Origin of the sequence: Corynebacterium matruchotii (genome assembly GCF_011612265.2) — a bacterium.
Classification (GTDB): domain Bacteria; phylum Actinomycetota; class Actinomycetes; order Mycobacteriales; family Mycobacteriaceae; genus Corynebacterium; species Corynebacterium matruchotii.
Genome location: NZ_CP050134.2, coordinates 1,330,666 through 1,343,525, shown reverse-complemented (window position 1 = coordinate 1,343,525; position 12,860 = coordinate 1,330,666). Strand labels below are relative to the sequence as shown.

Genomic DNA, 12,860 nt, shown 5'->3' with positions numbered 1-12,860 from the left:
GGTTAGATACGTATGTGAGGAGGGTGCGTGCAAGCTCTGCAAGATACCGGCAGGTATCATCATTTAGCTGCGATAAATGCGGATGTGTGGCCGGGCATCGTCACGATTCCTACAGGAATGTTCGCAGCGTCAAAAGCCCGCCGGGCGGAAGCCGAGTTTGCTACCGCCTGCGAAAAGGCCGGGCTGGATCTTGACGGCCCTCAACCGGATCTGCGGGTGCTATACGAGGAGGTCTTTACCCGGATTGCGTACTCCGGTTGGCTGGGGCTGGCCGAAGGTTATATGGCCGGGGAGTGGGAAAGTGATAATCTGGTGCGGGTACTCACCGGCCTGCTGGAGGCGGGCTACCGTCCTAGGTGCGGCAAACTAGAGGTGGGCGGATTATATTTAGGGGAGGAAATCCCCGACAGTTTGGTGCGACTGTATTCCGGTGATGGGATGAGCACGCACGGTCCAGTATTTTCCTCTGGGGTGCCCACAACGGAACGGGTGTACATGAAAAGCTATGTGCCGGGAGCCGGGAAGAAAGACGAGCCGGGCCAGCATTTTGTGGACATCACCGAATTATCGCCCCCCACACTGGTGGAACGGGCGGATTTGGGGGACGCCCAGGTGCGGGCGGCCGTGGGGTTGTTAGACGCGGCGCATGTAGGCATAGGCACCCATGTGCTGGATTTTCCCAGTTCGGGTCCGACGATTCCCATTGCGGCGGCCCGGCGGTCGGCCACCGTGGATGTGTTAAGCAGTGACGCTCAGCAGGTGGCGGATGTGCAGGATGTGGTGGCGCTGGCGGATGTGGATTCGTCGGTGCAGGTGCGGCTGTTGGAGTCGCTTTTCCCTAATCCGCGCACGTGGCCAAGCCATTACGATGTGATTACCAGCGTCGAAAAGCTCGAAGTCATGGATACCCAAGCGCAGCGAGTGTATGCGCAATCGTTAAACCGGATGCTGGTGCATGGTGGGTTTTTAGCGATCCAAACGGTGGTGGCGACAGATAAGCTGTCGGTAACGCTTGACCGGTGTGCGGATGTGCTGCGGGCGTATATTTGGCCGGCATTGAACTATCTCACTATCGAGCAACTGCATCGTCTTTTCGACGTGAACACGGACCTGCGGATCATTGCGCAAACGCACATGGGGTCGCACTATGTTGAGGGGCTAGCGATGCAGCGGGAGACGTTTGAGGCGCAGTCCCGGGAGGCCGCCGCGAATGGTTATGATCGGGTGTATCGGAACCTGTGGGTGTTTCAGCTGGCGCTGCGGGAGGCATTATTCCGGGTGGGGGCGCTCGATGCGCTGCAGCTAGTGGTGACGTCTCGGTATCGACGCGCCTGGGGGTAACGCGCCGATAATGTACATTATGTCAAAACGGCTGTATTAGGCGCCCTACCCTGTTGCTGCATCCGCTAATAGTATAAAGGGATATGATCGTTTCATTGGCTCCAGCGCGCCCCCGGGGTGCCCTATCGCTCATATTTATAGTTGCCGGGATCCTCGCACTCGCCTCCTGCTCCAGCACGCCGTCGCAACAATCACCGTCCCCATCCACATCATCTGCGTCTGGGAACGATTCGGCCGCAAGCACGCCGATCCGGGTCACCATCAACGGTCAGGTGCTACATGCCCGCCTATGGGACAATGCTCCGGCGCGGGATCTGCTTGATCGGTTGCCGCTGACGGTAAGACTGCAGGATGTAGATAATCAGGAAAAGGTTGGGTATTTGCCGAAACCACCGTTGTCTGCGGATGGTATGCCCGAGGGTGATGATCCGCAGCCTGGTGATATTGGGTGGTTTCGGCCGTGGAATACTCTTGCTTTTTATTATGGTGATGTTAGTTATTCGGGTGGGATTGCCCGTATTGGCCGGTTTGATGATCCTATTGATCTTGTGAAGGCGCAGACGGGGTTCTTTCACGCCACTATTGAGCGTGCATCGTAAGTTTGAAATTATATCGCCGTATGATTGCAATGCTGCTACTGATGAACTACGTTTATAACCACACAATCAAATATGAACCCACAAGGTTCCACATTTTCTAACCCCGGATTCTCGCACCAACATGTCTCAACTGCAACAAACAGTCACCAAACCTACAGCCGCGCCCCGAGTTGACGCGGCCACTCGCCGGCGGATTATTATCGCGTCTATGGTGGGCACCACCATTGAGTTTTATGACTTCTACGTCTACGCCACTGCCGCCGTTGCTGTCTTCCCGTATTTGTTCTTCCCGAAAAACGACGACCCCACCATTGGGCTTTTAGCGTCTTTCGCTACGTTTGGCTTGGCATTCGTCGCCCGCCCTTTGGGTTCTATTGTTTTCGGTCACTTCGGTGATCGTATCGGCCGGAAAGCCACCCTGGTTGGTTCGTTGCTGACCATGGGTATTGCCACATTCCTCATTGGTCTGCTCCCCACCTATGGCCAGGTTGGTATTATCGCCCCTGCCCTATTGGCTCTCATGCGGTTCTGTCAGGGCCTTGGGCTGGGTGGCGAATGGTCCGGTGCCGCGTTGCTGGCGACGGAAACCGCCGACAAGGGGAAACGTGCCTGGGCCGCCATGTGGCCGCAGCTGGGTGCCCCGTTTGGTTTCCTGGTTGCTAACGGTTTCTTCCTGATCCTTGTCACCGTCTTAAACCACACTGATGGTGATTTTGAGGGGGCCTTTATGACCTGGGGTTGGCGGATTCCCTTCCTGCTCAGCGCCATCATGGTCATTGTTGGGTTGTATGTGCGGTTCCGGCTGGAGGAAACCCCGGTGTTTAAGAAGGCTGTGGAGTCCGGGAAGAAGGTGAAGACTCCCCTGGCCGAGGTGTTCCGTACCTCATGGAAGCCGTTAATTCTGGGCACGTTCATCATGGTGTCCTGCTATACCCTGTTTTACCTGGTCACCACCTGGGTGCTTTCCTATGGTATTGCCAAGAAGGGTGTTGGGTTGGGTATCCCCTACCTGGACTTTTTGAAGCTGCAGCTCGTCTCGATTTTCGCGTTCATCGTGAGCATTCCGGTTGCGGGGCGGCTTGCTGATTCCCGGGGCCGGAAGCGCACTCTTATAGCGGTTTCCGCCGTCATGATTGCGTTTGGTCTTACCTTCTCCTGGTTGCTGCGCCCGGATACCGCCACTGAGGGCACGGTTTTAGTGTTCCTCACGGTTGGTATGTTCATCATGGGCCTTATTTTCGGCCCCATGTCCGCGGTGCTGCCCGAGCTGTTCCCCACCAATGTGCGCTACACCGGTTCCGGGATTAGCTATAATGTGGCGTCCATCCTGGGTGCCGCTATCGCCCCGTTTGTTGCGACGGCGTTGGTGAAGTCCTATGGTGTGGGTGCCGTTGGTATTTATCTTATTGTTGTGTCCGTGCTTTCCCTCATCGCTATCTTGCTGATGAAGGAAACCAAGCATTTTGATATGTCTGACATTTAACACATGTTTCTGGGGGTTTGGCGTGCCATACTGGGGGTATGAAGCTTGCTGACCTCCGCGGCCGGAAACGCACCCTCGTTGTGGTGTCGGTTGTTATGATCGCGTTTGGTTGGTTCCTGCACCCTGATTCCGATGCCACTGTTGGGCAGTTCCGTTCTGTCGCCGGCCGGAAGGAATATGTCACGCACTATCGGGAGGCTATGCGACGCTTCCCCACCCCGCCTAGTGTTACGGCTGATGTTGACACGGATTTTGGGGCGGTCCGGGTGTACGAATGGCACACCCCAGAGACGAGGGACAGCATGCCGGTGGTGCTTATTCCCGGGAGGTCGTCTGGAGCCCCAATGTGGGCGGATAATCTTGCCGCGTTCAGTAGCCGCCACCGGGTGATAGCGTTCGACGCGTTGGGGGACGCTGGCCTGTCGGTCCAGGCCGCCCCCTTGGCGGATATGGCCGATCAGGCTGCGTGGATTCACCAGGTTTTAGTTAGGCAGGCGCCCCGCGGGGCGCATATTGTTGGGCATTCCTTCGGCGGCGCCACTGCCGCGGCCTATGCCCGCCACTACCCCACCGAGGTGCGATCACTCACGCTGCTGGAGCCGGTATTCACGTTCAGCTACCCGTCCGCCCGGCTCATGGCCTGGACCATGGTTGCCTCACTGCCGGGGCTTCCCACCGGTTGGCGGAACCACGCCTTGGGCCGCATTGGTGGTACCGACTATGATCCCACCGAACCCATGGCCCGCATGATTGACGCCGGCACCCACCACTATGACGCGCACCTGCCCACCCCCAGCCTGCTGTCCGACGATGATGCGCGTGCCCTCACCATGCCCTGCTATGTGGCGATAGCTAGCACGGATTCGCTCGCCGGCGGGGACAAAGCTCAGCACCGCGCAGGTGAGCTACTCCCCCACGCCCAGGTGGAGGTGTGGCCGGATACCACTCATTCGCTCCCCATGCAGGTTGCCGAACCGCTGGGGAAGAAACTCACCGACTTCTGGGAAACGTCATCGTGACGAATAGGCGTGGTAGATTTGATAGCCGGTGAGCAGCGTCAACACCACCCCTATGGCCGTGATGAGCCACATTTGTTGGATGGCCACGAAAATGGTGAACCCAATGACCACGACGAGCCGCAGCCATAGCATTGGAAGGATCATGACTTTTTGAAAGTCAAGAGCACATTCAGGTCACCCTCCTCGGACACTTTTGCCGCAATGAACTCGGGGGTTTTTACCCCGTAATCCAACCGGTTAAACCGCAGCACCGTACTCACCGTGAGCTTGTCCCCATCACGCACCGCCTGGAACTCGGGCTTTACCTCCCGGGTTTCCCCCTTGATAGTGAGCTTCCCCGGCACTGTAACCATGCCCACTGAACCGTCATCTGGCAACGCGGACAAATCCACCGGCTCGGTCACCTCAAAAGCCGCATCCGGGTAGTTGTCCGTGTCGAACAGCTTGGTGCGCACGTTCACGTCGCGCCGCTGCGTGTCCGTGTTAATCGACGTCATGTCCACCTCGATCCGGCCACCAGGCTGCAACGTTACGTCGTCGACAGTAATGGTTCCCCGCACCGCCTGGGTAGAGCCGGAGGTAGTGCGCTTATCCGACGGTAAAATCTCATCGAACGTAAACCCTACCGAGGAAATATTTGGCGCGTCACCGGTGACCACTTGCCATTCGCCCCCCACATCCGTTGATGCCGGCTTGGCGTTATCCGCATTCAACTCCGGGGTGTGCACCCCTGGAGTGCTTAATAACGACATCACCACCGTGCCCAGGGCGAATATCGCCAACAGCACAATAATGACAACACCGCCGATGATAATAGGTTTACGTCGAGTATCCATCGAAAATAGTTATTCCTTCATGCGAAACTTTTCAGTTTTATGCGCTAATGCTACAAACTCGTTGCATAATTGGGTAATCTCCGCTGAGGTAGCGCCCTCATTGACTGCTGTTTTCACGTCCTCGGCGGCACACCGCAATTCAAACAACGAATCCTGCAACCGTTGCGCCAACTCCGGCCGGAGTATAATCGCCTCCGCCGGAATCTGGGTACCCGCAATAGCGTTCCGCTGCTCATACGCTCGCTGCCGGCATGCTTGGCTGCAGTACTTCCGCGGCCGACCACGCCTCGAACTACGAAGCTCCGTACCACACCACTGACAGGTTGGGTGCCTCTTGGCTGCCATTCGCTTTAGTCTAGTCATATCCATCCCATCTCCAAGCATGAACCTACCCCCATTGTAAGTGCAACTTTGGCAGGTCATCACAAAGATGCACGGATGGAACTAACCCCATGGGGAACAAACCCCACCGAAATTACGTTATAATGTATGACCTTATGGGCCTAATACGAAAGGGTTGATGTATATGGCAGATCGTGTTCTCCGTGGTTCCCGTATGGGGGCGGTCAGCTACGAAACTGACCGGGACCACGATTTAGCACCCCGCCAAATGGTGCGCTACAAAACCGAAACCAACGAAGTATTCGAAGTCCCCTTCGCTCACGACGCCGAAATACCCGGCGAATGGTTGTGCAAAAACGGGCAAGTGGGCATTCTCATGGAGGGCGAAGGCATCGAAGCGAAACCCTCCAAACCCGCCCGCACCCACTGGGATATGCTCCGGGAACGCCGCAGCATCGAAGACCTCGACATTCTCCTGGAAGAACGCATCGAACAACTACGCAAGCGGCGCCGCAACGCCGCCCGCCTACTGAAACAACAACAGCAAGAGGAAGCAGCAGCGGCCGCAGCAGCAGAACAATAAACCTACTGATGAAGGTGCATTACCCCGCAGGTGGTGCACCTTTTTCTATATCATGTGTTTCTTCCGCCAATTCTGAATCCCCTTCGCCCCCAGCCGGCGCATCTCCCGCGCCAACCCCGTCACCTGCTGCTTCCGGTGCCGAATCCCCCACTTTGTGACCTCCAACAAGGAATCCTTCACGAACGAACCATCCAACTTCGATTCCCCAATCGCCCGCTCCGTGAACGTGATCGGCACCTCACGCACATCAAACCCCTCCTGCACGACCCGCCACGCCATATCCACCTGGAAAATATAGCCGGCATTCGACAACTCATCCAGGTCCACGGTCTCCAACACCTGACGGCGAAACGCCCGATAGCCGGCGGTCATATCTTTCAAACCCGCCCCCAACGCCACCGAAATATACACATTGCCGCCCTTCGACAACACCCACCGCTGCTTCGGCCAATTCACCACCTTGCCGCCCGGCACATACCGGGACCCGATCACTAAATCCGCCCCCAACGCAATCTGCTCCAACAGCCGATGCAACTCCTCCGGCGCATGCGACCCATCCGCATCCATCTCGCACAACACATCAAAATCCTGCTCCAACCCCCACCGGAACCCCGCCACATAGGCGCCACACAACCCGCCCTTACCGGCACGATGCAGCACATGAATCTTCGAATCCTCGGCCGCTAACTTATCCGCGGCCTCCCCCGTCCCATCCGGGCTATTATCATCAACCACTAAAATATCCACCTCCGGGGCGGCAGCCCGCACCCGGGACGTAATGAGCGGCAAATTCTGCAGCTCATTATAGGTGGGAATAATAACCAATGTCTTCATATTAAACCTTCTACATGTTCGATAATTACTTCCATGATAACCAAGCACACCCCAAATCAGGGAAACCCGCCACCACTTCGCCGAGCCCGAATTACCGCACCGGCCCCACCAGCCACCCGGCCAACACCAGCACATACTCGATCACAAACCCAAACCGCACCGCAACAGTCTGACTCTCCCGAAGCGGCAACGACTCCCGAAGCGTCGCCGCCGTGAAAATCCCCGTCTCCTGGCTCACACTCCCATCCGGGTGCACCATCGCCGACACCCCCGACGTCGCGGCAACCACCACCGCCCGATCCGTCTGAATCGCCAACATCCGGCTCATCGCCAACTGCTGATACGTCATATCCGAAAACCCAAACGTCGCATTATTCGTCGGCGTCGTTAAAATCTGCGCCCCCCGACGCACCGCCTCCCGGCCCGCATTATCAAACGCCACCTCATAACACGTCGCCACCCCCACCAACACATCCCCCATCCGCACCGGATCACTCGTCACACCAGGCTTAAAATCCCCAGCCCAATCCACCTTCTCGGAAAACAGCCGAAAAAAACTCCGCAACGGCATATACTCCCCAAACGGCTGCAAATACCGCTTATAGTGAAAATCCCCAGCCCCCGACCCGGATTAAACACCGACATAGTATTCCGCAACCCCACCTCATCCCGAGTAATCGTCCCCACCAACACCGGAGCACCTGCCGCAGCCACCGCCTCCGACACCATATCCGCCGCCTGGGCATCATAAAACGGGCTCACATCCGCCGAATTCTCCGGCCACACCACCATATCCACCGGCTCCGACCCCGCCAACTTCTTTGTCTCCGCCACATGATTCGCTAACACCGCCCGCCGCTGCGCATTAAACTCCAACCCCAACCTGGGCACATTCCCCTGAATCGCCGCCACCCGAACCGAACCAACATCCGCCGACCCCAACGACACCGAAGCACCCACCGCCAACAACACTACAACCCCAACAAGCCCGCAACCGGCAGCACCGGGCGTCGCAAAGCAACAGCACCCACACAACACCCCACCGCAACAACAACCCCACTCACCAACGCCGGACCCCCCACACTCGCCACATCCTGCAACGGCCACCCACCTGACCCCACCCCAACCGCACCCACGCGAACCCCCCAAACGGCACAGTCGACCGCAACCACTCCACAGCCATAAACACCAGCGGAAACACCAGCGGCCCAAACCGTAACCTGGCCACCGCCACCCCCAAAACCCCCAACAGCACGCTATACAGCGACAACCAGATCGCCAACGCCACATACGGCATCGTCCCCACAAACGACCCAATCCACGGCAACAACAACAAAAACAACACTAAACTATGCGCCACCGCAATCCCAGCCCCCAACCGCAACGACGGTCCCCCACCCCTAGGCCACGGCGCAAGCACCACAAACAACAACGCCACCCCCACTATGGCAGCCCACCACCACCCCACAGGCTGATACGACAAAAACACCAAACCCCCAGCAACCATCCCCCCACCAGCCGCACCAGCGCAAACTTCACAGACTAACTATCCTTTCACATCCTTACCCGAATCATTATCCGACGAACCCCGCGGACCAGCAAAATCCTCCGGCTTCACCGACTTCGACCACTCAACAATCTCCGACTCATCCACCACAATCGGCGCCGACTGGCCCCCAAAACTCCCATAACTCGTCCGCGGCCGCGACTGATACACCCGCGCAAAACTCCGGGCCCCCGCCACCGAAATCCGCTCCTGCAACCGCTTCGCCACCACTCGACGCACCACAGCCCGCGTCACCGGCACAATCAACACCAACCCCACCACACTCGACACAAACCCCGGCAACGCCACCCCCACCGTACCGGCGGCCACTAACCCCATATCACCAAGCAATCTCGACGAATCCCGCGGCGACAACCCCCGACGCTGCGCCAACCGACCCAACCGCGACATCTGCCACAACGCCACCAAAAATCCCCCAAAAAACACCCCCAAAAGCAGCAGCAGCGCAGTACCCACCCCCAGCCACTTCGCTACCGCATAAAACACCAACGTCTCAACAAGAACATAACCAAAAATCACAGAAGCTCGCATGCCCCTAACGATACCGACCACACCTGCGTAAAAGCTGTATGTTCGCTCAGGGCATGCCGAAAACTTATTACTACATTCGATCCTCCAACTCACCCTCCATAGCTAAATACGTCTCCCGCAGCGTCTCCAACGCCTCCTCAGACGGGCTCTCCCACAACTTCCGCTCCGCAGCCTCCAACAACCGCTCCGAAATATCCCGCAACGCCCACGGATTCGACTTCGCAAAAAAACTCCCGATTCACCTCATCCGCCACATACGTCTGCGTCAACGTCTCATACATCCAATCCTCCATCATGTTCGTCGTCGCATCATAACCAAACAAATAATCCACGGTCGCACTCATCTCAAACGCCCCCTTATACCCATGCTCCCGCATAGCAGCCAACCACCGAGGATTCACCACCCGAGCCCGGAACACCCGCCGCGACTCCTCATGCAACGTCCGCGTCTTCACCGTCTCCTGCCGCGTCGAATCCCCAATATAAGCCTCAGGATCCGACCCGGTCAGCGCCCGAACCGTCGCCACCATCCCCCCATGGAACTGGAAATAATCATCCGAATCCGCAATATCATGCTCCTTCGAATCCACATTCTTCGCCGCAACCTGAATTCGCTTATACGCCGTCCGCATATCATCGGCAGCCGCAACCCCCTCCAGGCCCCGACCATACGCATACCCACCCCACGTGGTATACACCTCAGCCAAATCCTTATCGTCACGCCAGTTCCCCGACTCAATCAACTGCAGCAACCCGGCACCATACGTCCCCGGCTTCGAACCGAAAATCCGCCGCACATGCTTATCGACGCCCGCCGCACCGCTATCAGCGAGCGCATGTGCCTTCACGAAATTCTGCTCCACCGGCTCATCCGCCTGCGCCACCAACTGCACCGCATCATCCAACAACGCCAACACGTGCGGGAACGCATCCCGGAAAAACCCGGAAATCCGCACCGTCGTATCAATCCGTGGCCGACCCAACTCCGCCAACGGAATCAGCTCCAAATCCACGACGCGCCGGGATGCCTCATCCCACACCGGCCGCACCCCCAGCAGGGCAAAGACCTCGGCAATGTCATCCCCGGAGGTGCGCATCGCCGACGTGCCCCACACGGACAAGCCCACTGACTTGGGATACTCGCCGTGCTCCTCCTTGTAGCGGGCGACCAGGGAATCCGCCAACAACTGGCCGGTCTCCCACGCCAGACGCGACGGCAACGACTTCGGGTCGACGGAATAAAAGTTCCGGCCGGTGGGCAGCACATTCACTAAACCGCGCATGGGGGAACCGGACGGGCCGGCCTCGATAAACCGCCCCTCCAAGGCGCGCAGAATCTGGTCGATCTCTCGTTCGGTTCGGGCCAGGCGGGGAATGATCTCGGTGCAGGCGAACACCAGCAGGGAACGCAGCTCATCCCGGCGGGCATCCTCCGGCAGGTACACCGCATTATCCTCGATCACCCGTTCGACCGCGTCGGTTTGCCATTCGGCGGCCTCCAAATCCGCCAGCAGGCCGTGGGCGATCCGCTCCACCTCATCCACCCGGGTGCGGGACTCATCGCCGGCCTCCGACAGGCCCAATGACTCCCGTAGCCCCGGCACGGCGGTCTCCCCGCCCCACAGCTGGCGGGCCCGAAGCATGGCGAGCACCAATTCCACCCGCATGTCACCGGTTACGGCCTCGGCCAGCACGTGCAAGCCACCTCGGATGGCCACGTCCTTGATCTCGCACAACCAACCGTCGATCTCCATGATCTTGTCGTCGAACGCATCCTCGTCGGGGCGTTCCGACCAACCCAAATCATGGTCCATCTTGGCGGCCTGCAGCAACGTCCAAATCTCCTGCCGGATGGCCGGCAGCTTCGCCGGGTCCATTGCCGCAATGGTGGCGTGCTCGTCAAGCAACTGTTCCAGGCGGGTAATATCCCCATACGACTCCGCCCGGGCCATGGGCGGAATCATGTGGTCGATCAGGGTGGCGTGGGCGCGCCGCTTCGCCTGGGTGCCCTCACCCGGGTCATTCACCAGGAACGGGTAGATGAGCGGCAGCTCATGAATCGCCTGATCCGGGTAGCACCCGTCGGACAGGCCGGCGTTCTTCCCCGGCAGCCACTCCATGTTGCCGTGCTTGCCCATGTGTACGATAGCGTCCGCCCCGAACACCTCACGCAACCAAAAATAGGTGCCCAAATAGTGGTGGTTCGCGGGCAAATCCGGGTCGTGGTAAATCCCCACCGGGTTATCGCCAAACCCGCGGGGCGGCTGCACCATCACCACCACATTGCCGAATTGCAGGCCGGCAATATAAATCTCCTGCGTGTCCGGGTTCACATAGTGCGTGCCGGGGGCCGCGCCCCAATGCTTCGTCATCTCCTCCTGCATGGTTGCGGGCAGGGTGGCGAAAAACCCCTTGTAGTCGTCGGCGGACAGTTTTAGCGGGTTCGTGGCCAACACTTCCTCGGTCAGCCACTCCGGGTCGTGCCCGCCGGCCTCAATGACTGCGTGCATGAGGGCGTCCCCATCCAAATCACCGTCAACGGTGAACCCGGGAATGTGTTCCACATCACCAAGGTCGTAGCCGGCCTGGTGCAGGGCCCGCAATACCCGCAAGGCCGACAGCGGGGTATCCAACCCCACCGCGTTACCGATGCGGGCATGCTTAGTCGGATACGCGGAGAACATCAGCACCAACTTCTTCTCCCCGTTCGGAATATGTCGCAGCCGGGCATGCCGGTAGGCGATACCGGCCAGGCGGGCGCACCGCTCAGGATCCGGCACATAGGTAATCAGCCCCTCGGCGTTATATTCCTTAAACGAGAATGGCACGGTAATCAGCCGGCCATCAAACTCGGGCACCGCAATTTGCGACGCCACATCCCGTGGGCTCAACCCCTCATCGGATTCTTCCCACTCGGCCCGGGAATTCGTCAAGGCCAACCCCTGGATAATCGGAATGTCCAATGCGGCGAGCTCCGCAACATCCCACGCCTCATCATCCCCGCCGGCCCCCACACTGGCGGGCTTCGTCCCGCCGGCCGCCAACACCGTGGTGATGAGCGCATCACACGTCGCAAGCTCCGCCAATAGCTCCGGCTCGGCCTGCCGCAACGAGGCGGCAAAAATCGGCACCGCGGTGGCGCCCCGGGCCACAAGCGCATCCGCTAACGCATGCACATAATTCGTGTTACCGGCCAAATGCTGCGCCCGGTAGTACACGATCCCCACCCGGGGCGCATCCGCGCCCGCATCCCACGTGCCGTCCTCCAGGTGGCCCCAGATCGGCATGTGGCTGGGCGCCTCAAACCCTAAACCGGTGAGCAGCACCGTGTCGGAAAGGAAATTATGCAGGTTAACAAGGTTCTGCTTGCCACCTTCCGCTAAATACGTGTGGGCGGTGGTGACCACACCGGCCGGCACCGTTGACAGGTCGGTGAGCTCCGCATCGACCGCCAACTCACCGGACACCACCACCAGGGGCTTTTTGCTGGCCAGCAGCGCATCAAGCCCCCACTCCCAGGCCCGTTTGCCGCCCAACAGGCGCACCACAAACACATCCGTGGTGTCCACCAGCTGGGCCAGGGTTTGTTCGGTGAGCAGGTTCGGATTGGCGTACTGGTAGTGCACATCCTCGGTGTGGGTGGCGGCCTGCGCCGACAACAAATCCGTGTCCGAAGTGGAAAGCAACGTAATCACGAGAAAAATAGTCCTTTCAAAAACTGGTTT

Annotated in this window: 10 protein-coding genes and 2 pseudogenes; 5 read left to right on the top strand and 7 right to left on the bottom strand. The window is 58.8% G+C overall.

Features of this window, described 5'->3' with window-relative positions; translation table 11 throughout:
* Positions 1–27 precede the first annotated feature (27 nt).
* The 4 genes from HBA49_RS06095 (at position 28) to HBA49_RS06080 (ending at position 4,442) form a co-directional block, all read left to right on the top strand.
* Positions 28–1,341, top strand: a complete 1,314-nt coding sequence (locus HBA49_RS06095; protein ID WP_005526558.1) for a class I SAM-dependent methyltransferase — start codon at positions 28–30, stop codon at positions 1,339–1,341.
* 83 nt (positions 1,342–1,424) lie between these two features.
* The gene (locus HBA49_RS06090) at positions 1,425–1,940 is read left to right on the top strand and encodes a cyclophilin-like fold protein (RefSeq protein WP_005525888.1); all 516 of its coding nucleotides are present in this window, start codon (positions 1,425–1,427) and stop codon (positions 1,938–1,940) included.
* Between the two features lie 121 nt (positions 1,941–2,061).
* Positions 2,062–3,423 (top strand): MFS transporter, encoded by a 1,362-nt coding sequence (locus HBA49_RS06085; protein WP_005526039.1) that lies wholly within the window; start codon positions 2,062–2,064, stop codon positions 3,421–3,423.
* Positions 3,424–3,461: 38 nt separating this feature from the next.
* Positions 3,462–4,442, top strand: coding sequence for an alpha/beta fold hydrolase (locus tag HBA49_RS06080; RefSeq protein WP_005525696.1), 981 nt, complete (start codon positions 3,462–3,464; stop codon positions 4,440–4,442).
* Here HBA49_RS06080 and HBA49_RS06075 read toward each other — a convergent pair.
* From HBA49_RS06075 to HBA49_RS06065, 3 genes are read right to left on the bottom strand one after another with little or no spacing between them, the layout of a single operon-like run.
* On the bottom strand, positions 4,434–4,586 hold the full coding sequence (locus HBA49_RS06075) for a hypothetical protein (RefSeq protein WP_005521216.1): 153 nt from the start codon (positions 4,584–4,586) through the stop codon (positions 4,434–4,436). The genes HBA49_RS06080 and HBA49_RS06075 overlap by 9 nt on opposite strands.
* Positions 4,583–5,278 (bottom strand): YceI family protein, encoded by a 696-nt coding sequence (locus HBA49_RS06070; RefSeq protein WP_005525654.1) that lies wholly within the window; start codon positions 5,276–5,278, stop codon positions 4,583–4,585. Before HBA49_RS06070 ends, HBA49_RS06075 begins: the two co-directional genes overlap by 4 nt.
* A gap of 9 nt (positions 5,279–5,287) precedes the next feature.
* Positions 5,288–5,623, bottom strand: coding sequence for a hypothetical protein (locus HBA49_RS06065; protein ID WP_034995600.1), 336 nt, complete (start codon positions 5,621–5,623; stop codon positions 5,288–5,290).
* Between the two features lie 181 nt (positions 5,624–5,804).
* Here HBA49_RS06065 and HBA49_RS06060 point away from each other — a divergent pair, with 181 nt between their 5' ends.
* Positions 5,805–6,203, top strand: a complete 399-nt coding sequence (locus HBA49_RS06060; RefSeq protein ID WP_034995327.1) for an RNA polymerase-binding protein RbpA — start codon at positions 5,805–5,807, stop codon at positions 6,201–6,203.
* Between the two features lie 45 nt (positions 6,204–6,248).
* On the opposite strand, the gene HBA49_RS06055 is transcribed toward HBA49_RS06060, so the two are convergent.
* The 4 genes and pseudogenes from HBA49_RS06055 to cobN form a co-directional block, all read right to left on the bottom strand.
* Positions 6,249–7,037, bottom strand: coding sequence for a polyprenol monophosphomannose synthase (locus tag HBA49_RS06055; RefSeq protein ID WP_005521211.1), 789 nt, complete (start codon positions 7,035–7,037; stop codon positions 6,249–6,251).
* A gap of 91 nt (positions 7,038–7,128) precedes the next feature.
* Positions 7,129–8,544, bottom strand: a pseudogene (gene lnt / locus HBA49_RS13150) (apolipoprotein N-acyltransferase).
* 39 nt (positions 8,545–8,583) lie between these two features.
* Positions 8,584–9,135 (bottom strand): FxsA family protein, encoded by a 552-nt coding sequence (locus tag HBA49_RS06045; protein ID WP_005521207.1) that lies wholly within the window; start codon positions 9,133–9,135, stop codon positions 8,584–8,586.
* Between the two features lie 70 nt (positions 9,136–9,205).
* A pseudogene (gene cobN, locus HBA49_RS06040) lies at positions 9,206–12,830 on the bottom strand (cobaltochelatase subunit CobN).
* Between the last annotated feature and the right edge of the window lie 30 nt (positions 12,831–12,860).